At 64.3% G+C, this 21,659-nt stretch carries 25 protein-coding genes; 11 read left to right on the top strand and 14 right to left on the bottom strand.

Annotated elements, in window-relative coordinates:
* The first annotated feature begins 62 nt into the window (after positions 1-62).
* Positions 63-341, top strand: a complete 279-nt coding sequence (locus ACTIFP_RS07985) for an ETC complex I subunit (RefSeq protein ID WP_439568172.1) — start codon at positions 63-65, stop codon at positions 339-341.
* Positions 342-471: 130 nt separating this feature from the next.
* On the opposite strand, the gene ACTIFP_RS07990 is transcribed toward ACTIFP_RS07985, so the two are convergent.
* The 5 genes from ACTIFP_RS07990 to ACTIFP_RS08010 all read right to left on the bottom strand — a co-directional run bounded on the left by ACTIFP_RS07990 (position 472) and on the right by ACTIFP_RS08010 (position 2,501).
* On the bottom strand, positions 472-687 hold the full coding sequence (locus tag ACTIFP_RS07990; protein WP_439568173.1) for a DUF4170 domain-containing protein: 216 nt from the start codon (positions 685-687) through the stop codon (positions 472-474).
* Between the two features lie 80 nt (positions 688-767).
* A complete protein-coding gene (locus ACTIFP_RS07995) occupies positions 768-1,121 on the bottom strand; it encodes a hypothetical protein (protein WP_439568174.1) in 354 nt (117 codons plus the stop codon).
* Positions 1,105-1,500: a hypothetical protein gene (locus ACTIFP_RS08000; protein WP_439568175.1), complete on the bottom strand. Its 396-nt coding sequence runs from the start codon at positions 1,498-1,500 to the stop codon at positions 1,105-1,107. Before ACTIFP_RS08000 ends, ACTIFP_RS07995 begins: the two co-directional genes overlap by 17 nt.
* The gene (locus ACTIFP_RS08005) at positions 1,484-1,948 is read right to left on the bottom strand and encodes a phage holin family protein (RefSeq protein ID WP_439568176.1); all 465 of its coding nucleotides are present in this window, start codon (positions 1,946-1,948) and stop codon (positions 1,484-1,486) included. Before ACTIFP_RS08005 ends, ACTIFP_RS08000 begins: the two co-directional genes overlap by 17 nt.
* A 7-nt stretch (positions 1,949-1,955) precedes the next feature.
* Entirely contained in the window at positions 1,956-2,501 is a 546-nt protein-coding gene (locus ACTIFP_RS08010) for a hypothetical protein (RefSeq protein WP_439568177.1), read from the bottom strand.
* 471 nt (positions 2,502-2,972) lie between these two features.
* Here ACTIFP_RS08010 and eno point away from each other — a divergent pair, with 471 nt between their 5' ends.
* The 7 genes from eno to ACTIFP_RS08045 all read left to right on the top strand — a co-directional run bounded on the left by eno (position 2,973) and on the right by ACTIFP_RS08045 (position 9,259).
* Positions 2,973-4,247, top strand: coding sequence for a phosphopyruvate hydratase (gene eno, locus ACTIFP_RS08015; RefSeq protein ID WP_439568178.1), 1,275 nt, complete (start codon positions 2,973-2,975; stop codon positions 4,245-4,247).
* A 155-nt stretch (positions 4,248-4,402) separates the two neighbouring features.
* On the top strand, positions 4,403-4,726 hold the full coding sequence (locus ACTIFP_RS08020; RefSeq protein WP_439568179.1) for an FtsB family cell division protein: 324 nt from the start codon (positions 4,403-4,405) through the stop codon (positions 4,724-4,726).
* Positions 4,727-4,929: 203 nt separating this feature from the next.
* The gene (gene pdhA / locus ACTIFP_RS08025) at positions 4,930-6,000 is read left to right on the top strand and encodes a pyruvate dehydrogenase (acetyl-transferring) E1 component subunit alpha (RefSeq protein WP_439568180.1); all 1,071 of its coding nucleotides are present in this window, start codon (positions 4,930-4,932) and stop codon (positions 5,998-6,000) included.
* Position 6,001: 1 nt separating this feature from the next.
* Positions 6,002-7,402, top strand: a complete 1,401-nt coding sequence (locus ACTIFP_RS08030) for a pyruvate dehydrogenase complex E1 component subunit beta (protein WP_439568181.1) — start codon at positions 6,002-6,004, stop codon at positions 7,400-7,402.
* Positions 7,403-7,449: 47 nt separating this feature from the next.
* The gene (locus tag ACTIFP_RS08035; protein ID WP_439568182.1) at positions 7,450-8,118 is read left to right on the top strand and encodes a hypothetical protein; all 669 of its coding nucleotides are present in this window, start codon (positions 7,450-7,452) and stop codon (positions 8,116-8,118) included.
* Between the two features lie 83 nt (positions 8,119-8,201).
* Complete coding sequence (gene epsC / locus ACTIFP_RS08040; RefSeq protein WP_439568183.1) at positions 8,202-8,912, top strand: serine O-acetyltransferase EpsC; 711 nt, start codon at positions 8,202-8,204, stop codon at positions 8,910-8,912.
* The gene (locus tag ACTIFP_RS08045; RefSeq protein ID WP_439568184.1) at positions 8,912-9,259 is read left to right on the top strand and encodes a DUF2794 domain-containing protein; all 348 of its coding nucleotides are present in this window, start codon (positions 8,912-8,914) and stop codon (positions 9,257-9,259) included. Before epsC ends, ACTIFP_RS08045 begins: the two co-directional genes overlap by 1 nt.
* On the opposite strand, the gene ACTIFP_RS08050 is transcribed toward ACTIFP_RS08045, so the two are convergent.
* The 3 genes from ACTIFP_RS08050 to ACTIFP_RS08060 all read right to left on the bottom strand — a co-directional run bounded on the left by ACTIFP_RS08050 (position 9,237) and on the right by ACTIFP_RS08060 (position 12,014).
* Positions 9,237-10,310, bottom strand: coding sequence for a hypothetical protein (locus ACTIFP_RS08050; RefSeq protein WP_439568185.1), 1,074 nt, complete (start codon positions 10,308-10,310; stop codon positions 9,237-9,239). The genes ACTIFP_RS08045 and ACTIFP_RS08050 overlap by 23 nt on opposite strands.
* 79 nt (positions 10,311-10,389) lie before the next feature.
* The gene (locus ACTIFP_RS08055) at positions 10,390-11,031 is read right to left on the bottom strand and encodes a DUF4328 domain-containing protein (protein WP_439568186.1); all 642 of its coding nucleotides are present in this window, start codon (positions 11,029-11,031) and stop codon (positions 10,390-10,392) included.
* Between the two features lie 80 nt (positions 11,032-11,111).
* A complete protein-coding gene (locus ACTIFP_RS08060) occupies positions 11,112-12,014 on the bottom strand; it encodes an SDR family NAD(P)-dependent oxidoreductase (protein ID WP_439568187.1) in 903 nt (300 codons plus the stop codon).
* A gap of 211 nt (positions 12,015-12,225) precedes the next feature.
* Between ACTIFP_RS08060 and ACTIFP_RS08065 the strand changes: the two genes are divergently transcribed.
* The 3 genes from ACTIFP_RS08065 to ACTIFP_RS08075 all read left to right on the top strand — a co-directional run bounded on the left by ACTIFP_RS08065 (position 12,226) and on the right by ACTIFP_RS08075 (position 15,327).
* Positions 12,226-13,578 (top strand): OprO/OprP family phosphate-selective porin, encoded by a 1,353-nt coding sequence (locus tag ACTIFP_RS08065; protein ID WP_439568188.1) that lies wholly within the window; start codon positions 12,226-12,228, stop codon positions 13,576-13,578.
* Between the two features lie 325 nt (positions 13,579-13,903).
* Positions 13,904-14,845 carry an alpha/beta hydrolase gene (locus ACTIFP_RS08070; RefSeq protein ID WP_439568189.1) on the top strand — a complete coding sequence of 314 codons (942 nt, stop codon included), beginning with the start codon at positions 13,904-13,906 and terminating at the stop codon, positions 14,843-14,845.
* 113 nt (positions 14,846-14,958) lie between these two features.
* Positions 14,959-15,327 (top strand): hypothetical protein, encoded by a 369-nt coding sequence (locus tag ACTIFP_RS08075; RefSeq protein ID WP_439568190.1) that lies wholly within the window; start codon positions 14,959-14,961, stop codon positions 15,325-15,327.
* A gap of 15 nt (positions 15,328-15,342) precedes the next feature.
* On the opposite strand, the gene phoB is transcribed toward ACTIFP_RS08075, so the two are convergent.
* The 6 genes from phoB to ACTIFP_RS08105 form a co-directional block, all read right to left on the bottom strand.
* Positions 15,343-16,041 (bottom strand): phosphate regulon transcriptional regulator PhoB, encoded by a 699-nt coding sequence (phoB, locus tag ACTIFP_RS08080; RefSeq protein ID WP_439568191.1) that lies wholly within the window; start codon positions 16,039-16,041, stop codon positions 15,343-15,345.
* Positions 16,041-16,760 carry a phosphate signaling complex protein PhoU gene (gene phoU / locus ACTIFP_RS08085; protein ID WP_439568192.1) on the bottom strand — a complete coding sequence of 240 codons (720 nt, stop codon included), beginning with the start codon at positions 16,758-16,760 and terminating at the stop codon, positions 16,041-16,043. Before phoU ends, phoB begins: the two co-directional genes overlap by 1 nt.
* Before the next feature lie 28 nt (positions 16,761-16,788).
* Positions 16,789-17,571 carry a phosphate ABC transporter ATP-binding protein PstB gene (gene pstB, locus ACTIFP_RS08090; protein ID WP_439568193.1) on the bottom strand — a complete coding sequence of 261 codons (783 nt, stop codon included), beginning with the start codon at positions 17,569-17,571 and terminating at the stop codon, positions 16,789-16,791.
* 4 nt (positions 17,572-17,575) lie between these two features.
* Complete coding sequence (gene pstA, locus ACTIFP_RS08095) at positions 17,576-18,832, bottom strand: phosphate ABC transporter permease PstA (protein WP_439568194.1); 1,257 nt, start codon at positions 18,830-18,832, stop codon at positions 17,576-17,578.
* Entirely contained in the window at positions 18,825-20,201 is a 1,377-nt protein-coding gene (gene pstC, locus ACTIFP_RS08100; protein WP_439568195.1) for a phosphate ABC transporter permease subunit PstC, read from the bottom strand. Before pstC ends, pstA begins: the two co-directional genes overlap by 8 nt.
* Positions 20,202-20,407: 206 nt before the next feature.
* Entirely contained in the window at positions 20,408-21,469 is a 1,062-nt protein-coding gene (locus ACTIFP_RS08105) for a substrate-binding domain-containing protein (RefSeq protein ID WP_439568196.1), read from the bottom strand.
* Positions 21,470-21,659: the final 190 nt, after the last annotated feature.

Here is a 21,659-nt window from a genome sequence, read left to right on the forward strand (position 1 = left end):
CTTTTCGTCGGCCCGCCAAGCCGCTAAGGCACGGGCAGCCCAACCAACGCAGGACATTCCCGATGAAAGCGCGCATTTTCCAGAAACCCAAAAATGCGATGCAGTCGGGGCGTGCCGGAACCCAGCGCTGGACGCTGGAATTCGCCCCTGCCGAAGCGCGCCGCGCCGACCCGTTGATGGGCTGGGCGGGCAGCGGTGATACCCAGCGCCAGATCCGGCTCGGCTTTGCCAGCCAGGCCGAGGCGGTCGCTTATGCGGAACGCAACGGCATCGACGCCGAGGTGGTCGCGCCGCCGGTGCGGACGTTGAAGATACAGGCTTACGCCGACAATTTCCGGTAAGGCGGCAGAACCAACAAATTCCGTTCGTGCTGAGCTTGTCGAAGCACCGTTCTTGTTTTCGGCGCTGTCGAGAAAGAACCGCCCTTCGACAAGCTCAGGGCGAACGGAATTTGACTATATCGGTTGGCTTTTATTCCGCGTCCGGCTGCAACAGCTTGTGCAGATGCACCACCACATATTTCATTTCGGCATCGTCGACCGTGCGCTGCGCCGCGGCGCGCCACGCCTTTTCCGCCGATTTATAATCAGGGAACAGCCCGACAACGTCGAGATTGTGGAGGTCGACAAAGTCGGTGCCCTGCGGATCGCTGACGCGTCCACCGAACACGAGATGCAATTTGCTCATGGCTGCTTTCCTTGCGGGCTGGCGCTGGGGAGGGGAGAAGGCGCGGCCCCTAACAGCGCGACGCCGCTACGGCAAGCCGGTCAGTCGCCCTTGCGGCCTTTCGGCAGCAGCGATCCGAGCAGCGCACCGATCGCCACCGCGCCCGCGACCAGCGCCAGCGGCTGCTTTTCCGCCGCATCCTTCAGCTTGCTGTTCGCGCGCTTGGCCTGTGCCTTGCCGCGTTCATAGACTTCACCCGCCGCTTCGCGCGCGACGCCCGCCTGTTCGCTCGCCTTGGCGGCGAAATCGCCGGTCGCGGCGCGGGCGCGGCCATAACCGTCCTGGATGCGCGCCTTCGCCGCTTCGGCGGTCAGCCGGGCATTTTCGGCGGTTTTCTCTGCAAGTTCACTCGCTTTTGCGCGCGCGTCGCTGGCGGTTTCACTGAACGGCTTCATCGTCATTCTCCACTGGTTCGTCATGGTCGCCGTCGTCGGCGCCGGTTTCGTCGGCGGGGCGCAGCCGGTCTGCGACCGCATTCGCCATATCCTGAATCTTTTGCGTCAGCCGCGGCGCGTGCTCCTTGATCGGTTCGCGCAGCAGCCACACCACCCCCGCCGCGGCGGCCAACGCGATCGGCAGGCGATTGTTGCGAAATTCCTGCCGCACCGCATGCGCGGCATCGTCGATCTTGGCATTGACGCGATATTTCCCGCGATCAACCAGCGCGCCGGGTTTGAACGCCGCCTTGGCGACGTCGAGCCGCCGGTGCAGCTCGGCGCGTTGCAGCATCGAGCGGCGCGCCGCGGCGATCAGGCGGTTACGCGTCCGCGGCATCGTCGAACCCTTCGTTGGTGAGGTCGCGGCGCAGCGCGGTGCGAATGTCGCCATAGTTGAGATGCGCACGCCACGCCGCCCCGCCAGCGATGGCGAGCAAGACGGTAACGACGATCAAGGTCGCGAGCAGCGGGCCGACGTGCGGTGATAGCGCCAGGATCGCGCCGAAGGCCAGCGCCAGCAGCGCGACGCCCGCCGCCGTCGCAGCCACGCCGCCCCAGATCGCGGCGCGGCTGGCGCCGTGTAGTGCCAGCTCACCGCGTGCCTCGATCAGCGCGAACTCCGCCCGCGCGGTCGCCGACAGATTGTCGACGACATCGCCGACAATCTGTTCGAGCGGCACCGGCGGCGGCGCGACCGGCGGCCCGTCAGGCGCATAGCCGTGGCTTATGCCGTCAAAGCTGGGCGCGGCGGACGGAGGCAGGGTGTTCGGGTCGGAAGCGGCCAAGACCTTGTCAATCGTTCGAGCCGCCCTTGAGCATGCGGGCGAGCACGAAGCCGATCACCGTGGCGGCGCCGACGGCGATCGCCGGATTTTTCTTCACCATATCCTTGGTCGAAGCGGCGAGCTCGTCGAGATCCTTTTTGTCGAGCGAGGTGGCAAGGCCCGCGACGGTCGACGCGGCCGAGCGCGCGTAATCGCCATATTGCTTGCCGAATTTGGTGTCGACGGTGCCGGCGCTGTCTTCGAGCAGCTTGGCGAGGTTGCCGACGGCCTTCGCAGCTTTGTCCTTGCCCTTGGTCGCGGCCTTGCGCGCCTCGGTCGAGGCTTGGTTTTTCAGCGCCGTCGCTTCGTCTTTCAGCGATGCCGCCTTTTTCGACGCTTCGGTCTTGATCGTGTCGCGGGTCGCGACCAGCTGATCGCGGATCGGATGATCCTTCGCGGCCTTCACGCTCGCGGGTTTGCGCGCGGGCGCGGCTTTGGTCGCACCGGCCTTCGCGGGTGCCTTGGGACGCGGAGCGGCGACTTTCTTGGTCGCGGGAGTAGCGGCTTTGGCCATGGCTTTGTCCTCTTCTTCTTATGTCGGGCGCCGCAATGGCGAACATCCCTTTTGGTCCTGTCTGAATATATAGCAAGGCGCGCCGAATGGTTCCATAGGCGAGCAAAATTCCTATGCAACGGTTGCACTAAGGGCACCCCGCCGATAACAGGCGGGCGCCTCGGGGTCAGAACCCACCACTGACGCATTCGAGGTTTGAAGCGATTTTGTTCAGGGCTAGAAGGGAAGGCGTAGGCATATGAAAATATTCCAAGCCTTGCCGACGCAGCCATGGACAAAATCGGTCAAATCCCGAAGGGACGCCGAAATGGCTTCGATCTCGCCCCCGCGCGGCCTTGCAGATGGAACCACCATCCGCAGCGGCCACCCGAAGACGATATCTTCGCCATTTCGGCGCCTCGAACGCGTCAGTGGTGGGTTCTGACCCCACTCTACCGCCCTGCCGACAGGGCTTTCAGCAGGACATATCCCATGACCGCCATCATCGACATTCACGGCCGCGAAATCCTTGACAGCCGCGGCAACCCCACCGTCGAAGTCGATGTGCTGCTGGAGGACGGCAGCTTCGGCCGCGCCGCGGTTCCGTCGGGCGCCTCGACCGGCGCGCACGAGGCGGTCGAACTGCGCGATGGCGACAAGGCGCGTTACCTGGGCAAGGGCGTGATCAAGGCGGTTGCCGCCGTCAACGGCGACATCGCCGAGGCGCTGATCGGCCTCGATGCCGAAGATCAGCGCGAACTCGACCAGGCGATGATCGACCTCGACGGCACCGCGAACAAGAGCCGCCTCGGCGCCAACGCGATCCTCGGTGTCAGTCTCGCGGCTGCAAAGGCCGCGGCCGACGCGCGCGGCCTGCCGCTCTATCGTTATGTCGGCGGCGTGTCGGCGCGCACCTTGCCCGTGCCGATGATGAACATCATCAACGGTGGCGAACATGCCGACAATCCGATCGACGTGCAGGAATTCATGATCATGCCCGTCGGCGCGGGCAGCATCGCCGAAGCCGTGCGCTGGGGCAGCGAAATTTTCCACACGCTGAAGAAGGGCCTGTCGGCCAAGGGCCTCGCGACCGCGGTCGGCGACGAGGGCGGCTTCGCGCCGAACCTCGCCTCGACGCGCGCCGCGCTCGATTTCATCGCGGCGTCGGTCGATCAGGCGGGCTTCAAGCTTGGCACCGACGTTGTGCTCGCGCTCGATTGCGCCGCGACCGAATTCTTCAAGAACGGCAAATATGAAATCAGCGGCGAGGGGCTTTCGCTCAGCCCGCAGCAGATGGCCGAATATCTAGCCGCGCTCGTGAACGACTATCCGATCAAGTCGATCGAGGACGGGATGAGCGAAGATGATTTTGTGGGCTGGAAGGCGCTCACCGACCTGGTCGGCGACAAGTGCCAGCTCGTCGGCGACGATCTGTTCGTCACCAACCCGCTGCGCCTCGAACAGGGGATCAAGGACGGCCTCGCCAACTCGCTGCTCGTCAAGGTCAACCAGATCGGCACGCTGTCCGAAACGCTCGACGCCGTCGATATGGCGCACCGCGCGCGCTACACCGCCGTCATGTCGCACCGTTCGGGCGAGACCGAGGATTCGACGATCGCCGACCTCGCGGTCGCGACCAACTGCGGCCAGATCAAGACCGGCAGCCTCGCGCGCTCGGACCGGCTCGCGAAGTACAACCAGCTGATCCGTATCGAGGAAGAGCTGGGCGACATGGCGCGGTATCCGGGGGCGGCGATTTTCGCATAAGGCGAAGAGTGGAGTCTATTCGTCATCCCGGCGAAGGCCGGGATCTCAACCTCGTGTCAAAACGCAACGGCGAGATCCCGGCCTTCGCCGGGATGACGATAATATGTGGTCAGACGCCTTGACGCCATGAATCAACTCTGATTCAAGGGACAGCGATGACGCAGCGCCACAAACTCCGCAAATCGATGAACCGCGCGATCGGCCCGGCGGTCGCGGTGATCGCGGTTCTGGCGATGATCGGCTACATCATTTTCGGACCGACCGGGCTTTATGCTTGGGGCGATTACGGCCAGTCGGTCGAAAAGCAGCGGGTGGTGCTGAGCGAGCTGACCAAGAAGGAAAGCGAGCTTCAGAACCGCGTCAACCTGCTCGACCGGCGGCGCGTCGATCCCGATCTGGCTGAGGAATATGTGCGCGAGAAACTGGGCGCCTATCACCCCGATGAGGTGATCATTCCGATGGAGCCCGCGGCGAAGTAAGCCGCCTCTCGTCATTGCGAGCGCAGCGAAGCAATCCAGAGCCCGCGTAAACCGCTCTGGATTGCTTCGCTGCGCTCGCAATGACGGGATAATGCTGCATTCGTAATCGCACCGTACTTGCGGCCAAGCGGGCGTTGCCAAACCCGGCGCACGGCCCCTATAGGGAGCCTTGCCGTAACGGCTAAATGCAAAGGAAACCTCCCTTGGCCAAAGCACCCGCGCGTTCACCTGCCGCGCCCAAAAAGACCGCATCAACCCCGGCGCCCGCGACCAATCGCGAAGGACCGCGCGATCCCGCTCCCTATGACGCGACCCCGGCGGAGCTGGAAAAATTCTATCGCGAAATGCTGCTGATCCGCCGCTTCGAGGAAAAGGCAGGGCAGCTGTACGGCCTCGGCCTGATCGGCGGTTTTTGCCATCTGTATATCGGTCAGGAAGCCGTCGCGGTCGGCCTGCAGTCGGCGCTCGACGGCGAGAAGGACAGCGTCATCACCGGTTACCGCGACCATGGCCATATGCTCGCTTACGGCATCGACCCCAAGGTCATCATGGCCGAACTGACCGGCCGCGCCGCGGGCATTTCGCGCGGCAAGGGCGGATCGATGCACATGTTCAGCGTCGAGCATAAATTCTACGGCGGCCACGGCATCGTCGGGGCGCAGGTGTCGCTCGGCACCGGGCTCGCCTTCGCACACAAGTACCGCAATGACGGCGGCGTCGCGATGTCCTACTTCGGCGACGGCGCATCGAACCAGGGGCAGGTGTACGAGAGCTTCAACATGGCCGAGCTGTGGAAGCTGCCGATCATCTTCGTGATCGAAAACAACCAATATGCCATGGGCACCTCGGTCAATCGCTCGTCGGCCGAGGATCAGCTCTATCGCCGCGGCGAAAGCTTTCGCATCCCCGGCATGCAGGTCGACGGCATGGACGTGCTCGCGGTGCGCGGCGCCGCCGAAGCGGCGCTCGAATGGGTGCGCGCGGGCAAGGGGCCGGTGCTGATGGAACTCAAGACCTATCGCTACCGCGGCCATTCGATGTCCGATCCGGCGAAATATCGCAGCCGCGAGGAAGTGCAGGCGGTGCGCGATAAATCCGACGCGCTCGAACATCTGAAAAAGGTCATGCTCGATGCCGGGATCGGCGAGGACAAGATCAAGGATATCGACAAGGAAATCCGTGCGATCGTGGCGGAATCGGCCGACTTTGCCGAAAGCGCGCCCGAACCCGAACTTCACGACCTTTATACCGACGTGCTGGTGGAGCAATATTGAGATGGCCATCGAATTGAAGATGCCGGCGCTGTCGCCGACGATGGAAGAAGGCACGCTCGCCAAATGGCTCGTCAAGGAAGGCGATGCGGTCAAGTCGGGGGACATCCTGGCCGAGATCGAGACCGACAAGGCGACGATGGAATTTGAAGCGATCGACGAAGGCGTAGTCGGCCAGATCCTGGTCGCCGAGGGCACCGACAATGTGAAGGTCGGCACCGTGATCGCGACGATCACGGGCGAGGGGGAAGAAGCAACCTCAAATTCCGTTCGTGCTGAGCCTGTCGAAGCACCGTCCTTGTCTTCGCCGCCGCCCGAAGGAAAGAGCAGCCCTTCGACAAGCTCAGGGCAAACGGTGGAAAAGGCTGAAAAGCCCGCCGCCACCGAACGCGCCTCCGACCCGGCAATCCCCGCCGGCACCGCGATGGTCCGCCTGACCGTCCGCGAAGCCTTGCGCGACGCGATGGCCGAGGAAATGCGTGCCGACGACCGCGTGTTCGTGATGGGCGAGGAAGTCGCCGAATATCAGGGCGCGTACAAGGTCACTCAGGGGCTGCTCGACGAATTCGGCGCGCGCCGCGTCATCGACACCCCGATCACCGAATATGGTTTTGCCGGGCTCGGCGCGGGCGCCGCGATGGGCGGGCTGAAACCGATCATCGAATTCATGACCTTCAACTTCGCGATGCAGGCGATCGACCACATCATCAACTCGGCGGCCAAGACCAACTATATGTCGGGCGGCCAGATGCGCTGTCCGATCGTGTTCCGCGGCCCCAATGGCGCCGCATCGCGCGTCGGCGCGCAGCATAGCCAGAATTTCGCGCCCTGGTACGCCAGCGTGCCCGGCCTGATCGTCATCGCGCCTTATGATGCCGCCGACGCCAAGGGGCTGATGAAAGCGGCGATCCGCAGCGAAGACCCCGTCGTCTTCCTCGAAAACGAGCTGCTTTACGGCCGCGGGTTCGACGTTCCCGACCTCGACGACCATGTCCTGCCGATCGGCAAGGCACGGATCATGCGCGCGGGCAGCGATGTCACGATCGTCAGCTATTCGATCGGCGTCGGACTGGCGCTCGAAGCCGCCGACCAGCTGGCGGGCGAGGGGATCGACGCCGAAGTCATCGACCTGCGCACCTTGCGCCCGCTCGACACCGCGACTGTGCTCGCCAGCCTCAAGAAGACCAACCATCTGGTCGTCGTCGAGGAAGGCTGGCCCGTCTGTTCGGTCGCCAGCGAACTCGCGATGGTCGCAATGGAGCATGGCTTCGACGATCTCGACGCGCCGGTGATGCGCGTGTGCAACGAAGACGTGCCGCTGCCCTATGCCGCGAACCTGGAGAAAGCGGCGCTGGTCGATGTGCCGCGCGTCGTTGCGGCGGTGAAGGCAGTTCGCAATCGCTAGCCCGTCGCCCCCGCGAAGGCGGGGGCCGCTGTCGGCCTTGCCCTTCGATGCCGAGTAAACCGCCAGCGGCCCCCGCCTTCGCGGGGGCGACGGATGAGTTCGCCGCTTACCCCAACGCCCGCGATCCGCGCATCATGGTCGCGGTGCCGCGCGAACGGCGCGCCGCGATCGGGGCGCTATGGGCATTTGCCGAACGGCTGACCAAGCTGCTGCTCGACGCACGCGAACCGTTGATCGGACAGATCAAGCTCGCCTGGTGGCGCGACATGGCGGCGATGCTGGCCGCCGATCCTGCTGCGTTGCCCAAGGGCGAGCCGCTGCTCGCCGAACTCGCGGCAAGCTGGGCGGGGCAGGGCGGGCTCGACGCGCTGGCCGATGCGGCAGAGGCGATGCTGGTCGCCGAGGATGCGGCGGCGCGGCAGGCCGCGGCGACGGCATTTGGCGGCGCGCTGTTCGCACTGGCGGGCGGGACAGCGGGCGGCGGCGCGCGCTGGGGGCTGTTGTGGGGCGCCGCGCTACAGGAAAGCGCCGCCGCGGCGCAGCCATTTTTCGCGGCGGCGCGTAACCTGCCGCCGCCGAAGCGCGTATTATTCTCTGGAAACAAGGCGCTGCTCATGCTCGACCGTTGGGCTGGCGCGATTGCCCGACACGATGGCGAACGGCGCTGGCGCAGCGAGGGATTGCTGCTGCTTCGTCTCGGCCTGATCGGCCGCTGACGATAAAAATGCGCCGGGGGTGGAAATGCGCCGCCCGAACATCTATCTTGTCCGGTACATAATAGGGTCGCAGGGGACATTCGATGTTCAACGGGCTGATCGCCTATCTCGATTCGATCAAGGCGCGCGATCCCGCGCCGCGGTCGCGTTGGGAAATTCTACTCTACCCGGGACTGGTCGCGGTGGGCATGCACCGCATTGCGCACTGGCTGTTCGAAGCGCGGTTGTTTTTCCTCGCCCGCTTCATCAATCATCTGTCGCGCTGGATGACCGCGATCGACATTCACCCCGGCGCCAAGATCGGCCGCCACCTGTTCATCGACCACGGCTTTACCGTCATCGGCGAAACCGCCGAGATCGGCGACAATGTCACCATCTATCAGTGCGTGACGCTGGGCGGCACCGATCCCGCCAATGGCATCGCGGGCAAACGCCACCCGACGCTGTCCGACGACGTCATCGTCGGATCGGGGGCGCAGATCCTGGGGCCGATCACGGTCAATCCGCGCGCGCGCATCGGCGCCAATGCGGTGGTGACCAAGGATGTGCCCGAGGGCGCGGTAATGGTCGGCATCCCGGCGCGCTCGACCCTCGTCGACGCCGCCGAATATGCCCGCGAATTCGTGCCCTATGGCACGTGCAACGAGACCTTCGATCCGGCGACGCAAAAGGTCGAGCTGCTCCAGTGCCAGCTCGAGCAGATGCAGAAACAGCTCGCCGCCTTGATCGCCGAGCGCGACGCGAATGTCGAGGATGAAGCGCCGCGGCGCAAAGGGAGCCGGAAAAGCGCCTGATGGGTACGGTGACGCCCTTGCCGTTCGCGAACAGGGCCATATCGCAGCAGACCGGTTTCGAACGCCCCGAGCTGATGCGCATTCTTGATCTCTATGGCCGTATGGTCGCCGCAGGCCACTGGCGCGACTATGCGATGGATTTCCACCGCGACGCCGCAATCTTCTCGGCCTTTCGCCGCGCCGCCGAGCGCCCCGAATATCGCATCGAAAAACGCCCCGCCTTGCGGAGCCGCCAGGGCATGTGGGCCTTGGTCTCCGAAGCCGGGGCGATTTTGAAGCGCGGGGACGAGCTGTCGAACATACTCGCCCCCGTCGAACGTAAGCTTATGAAGCTGGTTGGAGACTGACCGACCGCGTCGTCGCAGGCAGCTGGTTCGCCAGATTGTCGGGCAACAACCCGACCACCACCGCGCGGGCATTCTGCCAGAAGGCCGAGAGCAGCAGCAGCGCCGAACCGATCACGAACGCCGTCAGCGCCACGTTAAGCTCGACCGCGCCGAATTCACGGAACAGCTGGGTCAGCGCGAACAGCACATAGGCGAGGGCGGACACCAGCAAGGCGCGGCGGTCGATCGCCAGCGCGATCAGCCCGAACAGCACATAGATGGCGACCACCATCACCGCGGCGCCGCTGCCGATATTATTGCCCTCGGTGACGCCGAGCAGGTGGAAGATCGGATGCGCGATCATCGGTGCGGACAGCAGGTGGAGCCAGAAGGCGACGTCGCTGCGCCGCGTCTGGCGCACCCGGTCGCTGCGGTCCCACCACATCGCCAGCGCGAACACACCAATGCCAGCGGTCAGCACCAGCGACATCACTAGCGCGTCGGGGCGCTCGGGCATGCCGGTGATCGACAGCACCAGCGCCACTGCAGTCGCGGCGAGCGCAGCCGTCCCTGCAGCCACGGTGATCGGCACCATGAAGCGGCGCCAGTGCGCCCAGGTCGCCGCCGCGGTGACCAACGCCATGGTGCCGATGATGATCGCACCGACGGTCTCGCCGGGATCTTCGCCGAAAATCGCCTCGCCATGCTCGACGAGGAAGCCGACCATCGTCGCAAAGATGCCGCCCGAAAAGGCAAGCACCAGCACGATGCTGGGCAGCGCCATGCGGCGTTTGCGGGTGAAATATTCGGCGAGGAACCACGCCGAGAGGGCGACGAACGCGCCGCCGAGCGCGGCATGGATCGACTGGCCGATCCACGCGACCGCGACGAGCAGGATGACCGCCGCGATGCTGACGAAAATATCGTTGAAACCGGTGATCAGGCGGAAGGATTCTTCATCCGCACCGGGGGTGGAACGGACCGACGCGATGTGCGACCGGAATGCCGTGGCGGCCTCCGGTGTCAAAACCTTCGCATCGACCGCAGCTTGCAGGTCGCTTTCACTATACATCGGGGTCGTCCTTGTTAGACCGATCCCCTTGCCCCGCACCGCTGCTAGCAGAAGTGTATTAGTGATGCAATACGATAAATCAGGCAAAGATTTGCGCGGACGTCAGCCGCTCGCTTTGCGCGCGCGTGATGCGGTCGACGAGCCGCCAGGCGAGCGGATAGAGGATCAGGTTGATGACCGAATAGAGGATCGCGAGAATCACCGCTTCTCGCTCTTCGGCAGCCGAATTGGCGTCGATTGTCGCCGCGGTAAGGATCGCCCCGACGGCGAGTGAGAAACTCCAAACCCCCCACCAGCAGATCAGCAGGAGCTCGCCGCGATGCCGGCTTTCGCCGTCGCCGCCGTCGCTGACGTTCCAGATCTGGCGCATCGCCTGAAACGGCTTGAAGAAGTTGGCGATCGGGACGAAGTGCCACCCGACCGTCCATGCCGGCGTGAACGTGAAGCCGGGCACGCGCGCTGCCTTGACGTTGGCGGCGGCGCGATAGATCCACATGCAGAAAATCACATTGGTGGTCAGCGCCAGCAGGAGGTCGGTGACCGACACGCCAAGGTAGAGCGCATTGAGACCCTTGACGGGCGCCTGATCATCGAGCGAGACCCGTCCGTTCAACTCGGCGACCTGGCCAACCAGAGCGAGGATAAGCACGATAAAACCGGCAACGAGCAAGCCCTTTACGAGCCTGCAGCGTTGCTGGAGGAGGGCTATTCCTGCGCCCATCGTCAGTCCGTCATGAGCCCCCTTCGACCGGACTCCCTCCCTCCGGGGCGTCGCCGATCTTCGGGGTGTCCCTATCAGCCTCACCCCAGCGCCATCAACGCTTTCATCACATTCATCGACTGTTCGCTCCCCGACTGCGGCACGATCTCGCCAGCACGGTCGATAATCTTGTCCCACGCCGCGGCGACGCCCTCGGGGGTGCGGTCACCCTCAGCCAGCGCAACGCCGGGGGTCATGGTGACATAAGCGGCGTGATAGGCGCCCGCGCCCGCGCCGATGATCATGTTGGTCGGTGCATCCTCGCTGACCAGATAGAGCGCGGCGGGCACCACATTCTCCGGCGTGAATTTTTCGAACAGTTCGGCGGGGAAGATGTCCTCGGTCATCCGCGTGCCCGCGACCGGTGCGATGGTGTTGCAGCGGATGTTGTACTTCGCGCCCTCCAGGTGCAGCGTCTTGGTCAGCCCCGCGAGCCCCAGCTTTGCCGCGCCATAATTGGCCTGGCCGAAATTGCCGTAGAGGCCGGTCGACGACGCGGTCATCAGGATGCGGCCATAAGCCTGCTCGCGCATCAGATCCCAGCACGCCTTCGTGACATTCGCGCTGCCGCTGACGTGCACCTTCAGCACCAGGTCGAAATCTTCGGGCTCCATCTTGGCAAAGCTTTTGTCGCGCAGGATGCCGGCGTTGTTGATCAGGACATGGACGCCGCCCCAGGCTTCCTTCGCTTTGGCGACCATTTCGACCATCTGGTCATATTCAGTGACGCTGCCGCCGTTCGACATCGCGGTGCCGCCCAGCGCCTGGATTTCCTCGACGACCGCGAGCGCCGCGTCCGAATGGCCGGTGCCGTCGCGCGATCCGCCCAGATCGTTGACCACCACCTTGGCCCCGCGGCGCGCGAGTTCGAGCGCATAGGCGCGGCCAAGGCCGCCGCCGGCGCCGGTGACAATGGCAACGCGCCCGTCAAACTTGATCGTCATGATGGTCTCCCGGAAAGGGCGGTCCCCAGAAAGGTTGCCCGAAAAAACTGAGATGTCCTTAGCCGTTCACGCTTCGCAGGCAAGGGGGTGGTGAACGCGCGGAAAAAATGTCGCGTGCAATAGAAATGTCATCTTGATGACGCGTAACTGTCATCTATCGGTCATACCAGCGCCCCCAGATTGTCACCTTTCGCAACGGAGCAAGTCCCTCATGCGCCACGCCCTGACCGCCGCCCTGCTGGCGACGTCGATGTTCTGTCTGCCTACCGCCGCGCACGCGCAGGCGATGACGGCCGAGGAAGCGGCGCAGTTGCGGGCTGAACTCGCGGCACTGAAGGCGCAGGTGCAGACACTCGAAACGCGGCTCGACGCGGCGACCGCGCAGCCGGCGCCCGCCCCGGCGCCGGTGCCGCCCTCGGTGACCGCCAAACCCGCCACCGACATCAGCTGGAAAGGCGCGCCCGAAATCAAGACCGCCGACGGCTGGAGCTTCAAGCCGCGCGGGCGGGTCCAGCTCGACATCGCCGGGGTCGATACTCCCGCGGGCGCCACCGGGGTCCGCGGCGGCACCGCGACCGAATTCCGCCGCGTCTATCTGGGCGTCGACGGCAAGATCCCGGGCGGCTTTGCCTATCGGGTCGAGGCCGACATCGCGAACAGCGAGGTCGAACTGACCGACATTTACATGAGCTATGGCACCGGCCCGCTCACCGTCACCGCAGGGCAGGTCAAACCCTTCTGGGGGCTTGACGACATGACGAGCGACCTGTTCACCAGCTTCATGGAGCGTGCGGCGTTTGTCCAGGCCTTCGGGTTCGAACGCCGGGTCGGGCTGTCGGCGCAATATAAGGGCAAGGCCGTGCTGCTGCAGGGCGGGGTGTTCGGCGACAACGCCCGCGACCTGCTCAGCGACAGCAACCACAGTATGAGCATCGACGGCCGCGCTGTGTGGATGCCCAAGCTCGGCAAGACCCAGCTGCACCTTGGCGCGTCGGGCCATTGGCGCGACCCCAATGATCCCGCCGCGACGGTTCGCTATCGCGCGCGGCCGTTCGTCCACACCACCGACGTGCGGCTGGTCGACACTGGCCTGCTCGACGTCGCGAGCGAACGCGGTATCGGGGTCGAAGGCGCGCTGCTCGCCGGGCCGTTCCACGTCGCGGGCGAAGCCTATTGGCAGACGCTGAAGCGCCGCGGCGCCGCCGACCCGACCTTCTTTGGCGGCTATGCCGAGGTCGGCATGGTGCTGACCGGCGGCGACGCGCGCGGGTATAAGGACGGCGCGTTCGACCGGCTCAAACCATCGAAGCCGATCACGGCTGGCGGCATCGGCGCGATCGAAGTCAACGCGCGCTACGACCACCTCGACCTCAGCGACGGCGCGATTATCGGCGGACGGCAACAGGCGGCGCTGATCGGGCTGGTGTGGGCGCCCATCGATTACATCCGCATCACGGCCAACTACGGCAAACTGTGGATCGACAACGCCCGCATCGCGACGGCGACGGGGGATCGCGATTATACGGCGGATACATTTGGGCTCAGGACGCAGATCGATTTTTGATTTGGGCGGGTTGTCTGCTTTGGGGTGGGGAGCGGACGTTCTCACCTAGCTTTGTCATTCCCGCGAAGGCGGGAATCCCGCTTTTTTCCTTCGCCGTCGCAAAACGGGATCCCCGCCTTCGCGGGGATGACAGGAAATGGTCATCAGACGCCATACGTCTCCCCATCTCATCCGGAACCAATGCGGCCAAACACCTGGCAAAGCGCAGAACCGGTACAGAAATCGCCTTCCTTCGATGCGCGGCAAGCTTATGACCATCGCACCAGCTCTCGCGGACGGCTCGGTTGCATTGGCAACAGCCTGATCATTTACCTGGAGTATCGAATTGATCAGAAGCCTCTTGTTCGCTGCCTTGGCCAGCCTGTTTCTCGCGAACTGCTCCGACGCCGCCAACGGGCAAGCGGCCGCTTCCCCCAAACCCGCCGCCCCTTCCGCCCAGCGCGGCGAGGGGCTGCCGTATGAAATCGCCGACACCGAAGTCTGGGACGTTCCCGACCCCGTTTCGCGTCGTGCCTATCAGGTCTTCGTCGCCCTGCCGCCCTCTTATGGCGACCAGCCCCAGCGTCGTTACCCGGTGCTCTATGTCACCGACGCCGATTACGCCTTTTCGCTGATCAAGCAGATCGCCCGGCGGCTGAACGTCGAGCGGCCGACCGTCGAAGAGTTTATCCTCGTCGGCCTGTCCTATGCCAAGGGCGAGGGCGGGATGCAAAGTCGGCGGCGCGATTACACGCCGACGCCGAACGGCCCCAGCACCGCGCGCGCCGACGCCGAGCATGGCAAGGCCGTTGCCTACGCCGTCTATGTCCGCGACCGGGTTTTTCCCTTTGTCGCCGGAAAATACAGGACCGACGCGCGCCGCCGCTTTTTCCTCGGCCATTCCTATGGCGCGCTTCTGGGCAGCGAAATATTGTTCAGCGAGCCGCGCCTGTTCGACGGCTATATCCTCGGCAGCCCGTCCTTCTGGTACGACCGCCACCATATGGCAGAGCGGGAAAAGGCTTACGCCGAGAAGCATGACGATCTGCCTGCGCGCGTCTATATGTATATCGGTGAATATGAGGAAATGCGGCCGGGCGACCCGCGCTATGCCAAGGACGTCAATATGGTGACCGATACCCGCGCAATGGACCGGGCGCTGCGATCGCGCAACTATCCTTCGCTACGCATGGAGACGGAGGTGCTGAACGATGAAGATCACTTCACCGTCGCACCGCGTGGCTTCACCCGCGGCTTGAAATATCTGCTCCCCGCTCCGGCAAAATGACATCCGAATCCAGTAAAAATCGCTGCTTCCATTCCAACTAGTGGGTTGAATCTCTTGGGAAATTTGGAGCGAGCATAAAGCTCTGCGCGCATCGGCCAAAAGGCGGAAAATCAATGTCTGACATATCGAACCGAAAAAGCGACATGGACCCGGCGCGGATATCCGATCCCGCAGGGACGAAAGGCGTGCGCACCGCCTTGCTCATAATCGGCGCGCTCGTGGCGCTGGCGGGCGCCTATTTGCTATTCTTTCTGTCGTTGTTGATGATCGGTTTTTCGTTCGACGCTCCGGGGGCAAAATTCTGGGATTCCGGCGCGTGGCTTCGCTTGCTGGCGCTCTGGCCGCCGACATCGTTGCTTCTCGTTGCGATTGCCGCAGTCGTCTGCATCTTCCGGGCATCGCTGCGCTTGCTCTGGATCGCGCTGGGCATCTTCGCCGCTACCGCGGTCGCGATCTTCGCTGCACTGAATTTTGTCGGCTAAGCGAGTCCCGAGGGCTCAGCCGCTTTTCCCCGAATCCAGTGCATAGCCCGCCGACCGCACCGTGCGGATGATGTCGCTCGTCCCCGGCAGGTTGATCGCCTTGCGCAGCCGCCGGATGTGCACGTCGACGGTGCGCAATTCGATGTCGCTGTCCTGGCCCCACACGCTGTCGAGCAATTGCCCGCGCGAAAAGACGCGGCCCGGATGTTCCATGAAATGGCGCAGCAGGCGGAATTCGGTCGGGCCCATGTTGACCGTCTGGCCGCCGCGGATGACCTTGTGCGCGACCGAGTCCAGCTCGATGTCGGCATAGGTCAGCAGCTCGCCGGCCAGCGCCGGGCGCAGGCGGCGAAGGACTGCCGATACGCGCGCGACCAGTTCGCGCGGGCTGAACGGTTTGGTGACATAATCGTCGGCGCCGGTTTCCAGCCCGCGGATGCGGTCCTCTTCCTCCCCGCGCGCGGTCAGCATGATGATTGGCACATTCGCCGATTTCGGGTTGCGGCGCAGGCGGCGGCACACTTCGATGCCGGGCAGGCTTTCGATCATCCAGTCGAGCAGGACGATGTCGGGGACGCGCTCCTCGACCAGCACCAGCGCCTGTTCGCCGTCGGGCGTTTGCCGAACCGAAAACCCTTCGCGTGCGAAATGCCAGACGATGAGTTCGGCGATCGCCTCGTCATCCTCGATCAGCAGCAGGTCGGGCTGGGGCATCAGCCTTGCTCCTGCTCCGCGGCGCCATCTTCGGGCTGCTCGCCGCGCTCGCGTTCCTCCATATGTTCGCCGGTCACGACATAATAGACCATCTCGGCGATGTTGGTCGCATGGTCGCCCATCCGCTCAAGGTTCTTGGCGACGAACAGCAGGTGCGCGCTTTCCGAGATATATTTCGGATTCTCCATCATGAAGGTCACGAGGGTGCGAAAGATGCTGTTGTAGAAATCGTCGACATTCTTGTCGCGGACGGTCACCCGCACCGCGAGTTCGGCGTCGCGTGCTGCAAAGCTGTCGAGCGCATCGTGGATCAGTTCGGCGACGATCGACGACATCGACATCAGCAGCGGGATCGCCTCGATCGACCGCGTCTGGTCCATCAGCGCGACGCGCTTGGCGATGTTCTTGGCATAATCGCCGATGCGTTCGACGACCGAGACGATTTTCAGCGCCGCGATCATTTCGCGCAGATCGTCGGCCATCGGAGCCCTGAGAGCAATCGTCTGCACTGCCAACTGCTCGACTTCCGCCTCCAGCGCGTCGATCTTTTTATCGTCGCGCACGACCTGCGCCGCCAGGGCGAGGTCGCCCTTGTGGAGCGCGGTCATCGCCTGGAGCAGCGCCTGTTCGGCGCGCCCCCCCATTTCGCTGATCAGCCCGCGCAGGCGGTTCAGATCTTCGTCGAAAGCCTTGACGGTGTGATCATTGACTACTGCCATCTACTTCGTCCTTGTTCGGTCGCTGGGCTCAGCCGTAGCGGCCGGTGATATAATCCTTGGTGCGTTCCTGCTTCGGGTTGGTGAAGATGTCGGTGGTCTTGCCATATTCGACCAGCGTCCCGAGGTGGAAAAAGGCGGTGCGCTGCGACACGCGGGCCGCCTGCTGCATATTGTGGGTGACGATCACGATCGCATATTTGCCGCGCAGTTCGTGGATCAGCTCCTCGATCTTCGCGGTCGCGATCGGGTCGAGCGCCGAACAGGGTTCGTCCATCAGGATGACTTCGGGGTCGACCGCGATCGCGCGTGCGATGCACAGGCGCTGTTGCTGGCCGCCCGACAGCGCGGTGCCGCTTTCCTGCAGGCGGTCCTTGACCTCGTCCCACAGCCCGGCGCGGACCAGCGCGCGCTCGACGATGACATCGAGGTCGGCCTTGGCCGGGGCGAGCCCATGGATGCGCGGGCCGTAACCGACATTGTCATAGATCGACTTGGGAAAGGGGTTCGGTTTCTGGAACACCATGCCGACACGCGCGCGCAGCTGGACGACGTCCATCGACGGCGCGTAAATATCCTCACCGTCCAATTCGATACGCCCGGTGACCTTGGCGCTGGCGACGGTGTCGTTCATGCGGTTCAGCGACCGCAGAAAGGTCGACTTGCCGCAGCCCGACGGGCCGATGAACGCGGTGACCATGTCGGTGCCGACGTCGATCGACACATTGTTGATCGCCTGTTTCTCGCCATAGAAGACATCGACGCCGTGCGCCTTCATCTTGGGATCGGCGATGGTAAGATCGTCTTGGGTCATGGGGTCACCAGCGTTTTTCGAATTTGTTGCGAAGATAGATCGCAAAGGCGTTCATCGACAGCAGCACGATTAGCAGCACGATGATCGCGGCGGAGGTTTTCTCGACAAAGCCCCGATCGACTTCGTCCGACCAGAGGAAGATCTGCATCGGCAGCACGGTCGACGGCGAACAGATGCCGCCCGGAACGTCGCCGATAAAGGCGCGCATGCCGATCAGCAGCAGCGGCGCGGTCTCGCCCAGCGCGCGCGCCATGCCGATGATCGTGCCGGTCAAAATGCCGGGCAGGGCGAGCGGCAGGACGTGGTGGAACACCACCTGCACCGGGCTGGCGCCGACGCCCAGCGCCGCGTCGCGGATCGATGGCGGCACCGATTTGATCGCGTTGCGGCTGGCGATGACGATCACCGGCATCGTCATCAGTGCCAGCGTCAGGCCGCCGACGAGCGGGCTCGCCTGACAGATGCCGAACCAGTTGATGAACACCGCCAGCGCGAGCAGACCGAAGATGATCGAGGGCACCGCGGCCAGATTGTTGATCGACACCTCGATCAGGTCGGTCCAGCGGTTCTTCGCCGCATATTCTTCCAGATACAGCGCCGCGAGCACCCCGGTCGGAAAGGCGATCAGGAAGGCGATGAAGATCGTCAGCACCGATCCTTTCAGCGCGCCCCAGATCCCCGCCACCGCCGGGTCGGTCGCGTCGGCGTTCTTGAAGAACGGCCAGTGGATGCCGGTTGACAGCTTGCCGTCCTTCTCCAGCGCATCGACCCGCGCGCCGAGCGCGCCGCGGCTGCCCTCTTTGGCCATGATGTCGACCGCGCTGTCGGCGGGCAGTTCGAACACCGTCTTGCCCTTGAGCAGCTCGGGGTCGGCCTTGATCTGCGCCCGGACCTCTTTCCACGCATTTTCGGAAATCAGCTCCGACCCGCCATCGCCCAGCGCCTCGTCGGCGGCAAAGGCGACGATGTCGGCGAGGCCGGCGTTCGCGATCACCTGATCGGCGTCGGCATCGCCCAGCCGCGCCGTATCGATCGCCAACGGGGTCGACTGGAAATCGATCGGCACCGCGACATGGGTATAGGTAAAACCGCGCGCGCCATTGCCGACCATCACGAACAGCAGGAACGCCAGAAACGCGCCGGAGAGCAGCACCGCGCCCAGCCCGATCAGCCGGAAGCGGCGTTCGGCGGCGTAGCGGCCCGCGATGCGTTTCTGCATCGCCGCGCCCTTCCAGTCGGTGGGGTTGGTCTGCCTATTCATATGCTTCGCGATACTTTTTGACGATCCGCAGCGCGGCGATGTTGAGCAGCAAGGTGACGACGAACAGCACCAGCCCCAGCGCAAAGGCGGCGAGCGTCTTGGCGCTGTCGAATTCCTGGTCGCCGGTCAGCAATTTGACGATCTGCGCGGTCACCGTGGTGACGCTGGCGAACGGATTGGCGGTGAGGTTGGCGGACAGGCCGGCGGCCATCACCACGATCATCGTCTCGCCGATTGCGCGGCTGACCGCGAGCAAGATGCCGCCCATCACCCCGGGCAATGCCGCGGGGATCAGCACCTGGCGGATCGTCTCGTTCGGCGTCGCGCCCAGTGCCAGCGACCCGTCGCGCATCGCCTGCGGCACCGCGTTGATGCTGTCGTCGGCCATCGACGACACGAACGGGATGATCATCACCCCCATCACGATGCCCGCCGCCAGCGCGCTTTCGGTCGAGGCGTTGGGAATGCCCAGCAGCACCGCAAAATTGCGCAGGGCAGGGGCGACGGTCAGCGCGGCGAAATAGCCGTAGACGACGGTCGGCACCCCCGCCAAAATCTCCAGGATCGGTTTGACCCAGCGGCGCACCACCGGCGCGGCATATTGGGTCAGGTACACCGCGGTCATCATCCCGATCGGGATCGCGACGATCATCGCGATGATCGCGCCGATCAGCACCGTGCCCCAGAACAACGGAATGCCGCCGAACGTATCGTCGACCGGCGCCCCGCTCTGCGGCGCCCAATTGGTCCCGAACAACAGCTCGGCGGGCGACACCAGCTGGAAAAAACGGATCGATTCGAACAGCAGCGACAACACGATGCCGAACGTCGTCAAAATTGCGACGAGCGACGCGAGCAACAGCACCGCCATCACGATCCGCTCGACCCGCGTCCGCGCCCGGAAATCGGGTTTGATGCGGGTAAAGGCGTACAGCCCGCCCGCCAATGCCAGCGCCAGCATCGCCGCGATGCCGATCCATGCATATTTATGCGCGGCGTCGGCATAGGGCTGGACCAGCGGCGCCGCGGCGGTCAGCCGCACGCGCTCCTGCTGCCCCAGCGCGACGCTGCGCGCGTCGGACAGGATCGCGCCGCGCTCGAAACCGAAGGCGGGCAGGCTCTGCGCCGCGTCGCTCGCCAGCACCTGGTTGGTGATCAGCCCCGGCGACACCGACGACCACACCGCCAGGAACAGCGCCGCGGGCGCGAACAGCCACAGCGCGACATACCAGCCATGATATTGCGGCCGCGAATGCAGCTTGGTCCCCGACCGCCCCGCCAGCAGGTTCGATCGCTGCCGACCGGCAATCCAGCCGATCAGCGCGAGGCCGGCGATCAGGAGCAACAGGGCGGCGGCGTTGAAGGTCACTTGGTCCTCGGTTCTGGTGCCAACTTGCAATCCGTTCGCCCTGAGCTTGTCGAAGGGCCGTTCTTGCCTTGAAGAAAAGAAGGACAGTGCCTCGACAAGCTCAGCACGAACGGATGATGTGGTTGGCTAACGAGCGTAGGCGGGTCCAGAAAAAACCGGCGACCGGGGCGGGCCAAAACCCGCCCCGGTCGCCAGCGGGGGGAAACTTACTTCAGCTCGGCGCCGTTCAACGCGGTCATGGCGGTGCCGTTCGCCGTCGCCGTCGCGGCGATCGCGGCGGGCGACACGATCAGGCCCTTGGCGTTCAGATACCCGCCGTCGCCCGCGCCCTTCAGGAACTCGGCGACATATTCGGCCAGCCCCGGGACGACGCCGACATGCGCCTTCTTGATATAGATGAACAGCGGGCGCGAACCCGGATAACTGCCGTCGGCGATCGCGGCATAGCTGGGCGCGACGCCCTGCACCGGGACGGCCTTGATCTTGTCCTTGTTCGCATCGAGATACGAAAAGCCGAAGATGCCCAGGCTGGTCGGGTTCTTGTCGAGCTTCGAGATGATGAGGTTATCATTCTCGCCCTGCTCGACATAGAAGGGCGCACCGCGCAGCGCGGTGCACACCGCCTCATGCTTGTCCTTGTCGCTGTCCTTCAGCGCCTTCATCTCGGGGTTGGCGTCGCAACCGCGGCCCAGGATCAGCTCCTTGAACGCGTCATAGGTACCGCTGGTCGACGGCGGGCCGAACACCGAAATCGCCACCGCGGGCAGCGCCGGGTTGACGTCTTGCCACGTCTTGGCCGTGTTGGGCTTGCCATAGGGGTTAGCAGCGAGAGCCTTGTACACATCTTCTTCGGTCAGCTGGAAGCCCGGACCGCGCGTCGCTTCGCCCAGCGCGATGCCGTCGATGCCGATCTGGACTTCGACGATGTCCTTGACGCCATTGGCGACGCAGGTGTCGAATTCCTTCTTCTTGATCCGGCGCGATGCGTTGGCGATGTCGGGGGTTTCGCCGCCGACGCCCGAACAGAAACGTTCAAAGCCGCCACCGGTGCCGGTGCTGTCGATCTTCGGCGTCTTGTTGCCCGTCGCTTCGGCGAACTTCTCACCGACCGCGGTGGCAAAGGGATAGACGGTCGACGAGCCGACCGCGCTGATATAATCGCGCGCGCCGCCACCCGACGAAGCCTGATCCTGACAGGCGGAAAGCGCCAGCGCGCACACGGCGGCGCCAACGACGCCAAGGGTGCGGGGCGCGAATTTCTGAGCCATGGAAAATCCTGTTGATGGGGGTCGTTACCGAACCAAGCCACCACCCCCGCGGCGACTCGCTGAGCGCCATTTGGGGGTTTTGTGTGACGTGTTTGTGACAGGGAGTGTCATATATATGTCATGATGCGCGAGAAGATGCGGGCCTTGGAATCTCGATCTTCCCTTTTTGTTCCCGCTGCGCTACACATGG

It is taken from the genome of Sphingopyxis sp., assembly GCF_051861155.1.
Taxonomy (GTDB): Bacteria; Pseudomonadota; Alphaproteobacteria; order Sphingomonadales; family Sphingomonadaceae; genus Sphingopyxis.

Bases quoted from the DNA above. Each gene is read 5' to 3' on its own strand.
- ACTIFP_RS07985 (WP_439568172.1), top strand. From the start codon at position 63: ATGAAAGCGCGCATTTTCCAGAAACCCAAAAATGCGATGCAGTCGGGG.
- ACTIFP_RS07990 (WP_439568173.1), bottom strand. From the start codon at position 687: ATGAGCAAATTGCATCTCGTGTTCGGTGGACGCGTCAGCGATCCGCAG.
- ACTIFP_RS07995 (WP_439568174.1), bottom strand. From the start codon at position 1,121: ATGAAGCCGTTCAGTGAAACCGCCAGCGACGCGCGCGCAAAAGCGAGT.
- ACTIFP_RS08000 (WP_439568175.1), bottom strand. From the start codon at position 1,500: ATGCCGCGGACGCGTAACCGCCTGATCGCCGCGGCGCGCCGCTCGATG.
- ACTIFP_RS08010 (WP_439568177.1), bottom strand. From the start codon at position 2,501: ATGGCCAAAGCCGCTACTCCCGCGACCAAGAAAGTCGCCGCTCCGCGT.
- eno (WP_439568178.1), top strand. From the start codon at position 2,973: ATGACCGCCATCATCGACATTCACGGCCGCGAAATCCTTGACAGCCGC.
- ACTIFP_RS08020 (WP_439568179.1), top strand. From the start codon at position 4,403: ATGACGCAGCGCCACAAACTCCGCAAATCGATGAACCGCGCGATCGGC.
- ACTIFP_RS08030 (WP_439568181.1), top strand. From the start codon at position 6,002: ATGGCCATCGAATTGAAGATGCCGGCGCTGTCGCCGACGATGGAAGAA.
- ACTIFP_RS08035 (WP_439568182.1), top strand. From the start codon at position 7,450: ATGCCGAGTAAACCGCCAGCGGCCCCCGCCTTCGCGGGGGCGACGGAT.
- epsC (WP_439568183.1), top strand. From the start codon at position 8,202: ATGTTCAACGGGCTGATCGCCTATCTCGATTCGATCAAGGCGCGCGAT.
- ACTIFP_RS08045 (WP_439568184.1), top strand. From the start codon at position 8,912: ATGGGTACGGTGACGCCCTTGCCGTTCGCGAACAGGGCCATATCGCAG.
- ACTIFP_RS08050 (WP_439568185.1), bottom strand. From the start codon at position 10,310: ATGTATAGTGAAAGCGACCTGCAAGCTGCGGTCGATGCGAAGGTTTTG.
- ACTIFP_RS08055 (WP_439568186.1), bottom strand. From the start codon at position 11,031: ATGGGCGCAGGAATAGCCCTCCTCCAGCAACGCTGCAGGCTCGTAAAG.
- ACTIFP_RS08060 (WP_439568187.1), bottom strand. From the start codon at position 12,014: ATGACGATCAAGTTTGACGGGCGCGTTGCCATTGTCACCGGCGCCGGC.
- ACTIFP_RS08065 (WP_439568188.1), top strand. From the start codon at position 12,226: ATGCGCCACGCCCTGACCGCCGCCCTGCTGGCGACGTCGATGTTCTGT.
- ACTIFP_RS08075 (WP_439568190.1), top strand. From the start codon at position 14,959: ATGTCTGACATATCGAACCGAAAAAGCGACATGGACCCGGCGCGGATA.
- phoB (WP_439568191.1), bottom strand. From the start codon at position 16,041: ATGCCCCAGCCCGACCTGCTGCTGATCGAGGATGACGAGGCGATCGCC.
- phoU (WP_439568192.1), bottom strand. From the start codon at position 16,760: ATGGCAGTAGTCAATGATCACACCGTCAAGGCTTTCGACGAAGATCTG.
- pstB (WP_439568193.1), bottom strand. From the start codon at position 17,571: ATGACCCAAGACGATCTTACCATCGCCGATCCCAAGATGAAGGCGCAC.
- pstA (WP_439568194.1), bottom strand. From the start codon at position 18,832: ATGAATAGGCAGACCAACCCCACCGACTGGAAGGGCGCGGCGATGCAG.
- ACTIFP_RS08105 (WP_439568196.1), bottom strand. From the start codon at position 21,469: ATGGCTCAGAAATTCGCGCCCCGCACCCTTGGCGTCGTTGGCGCCGCC.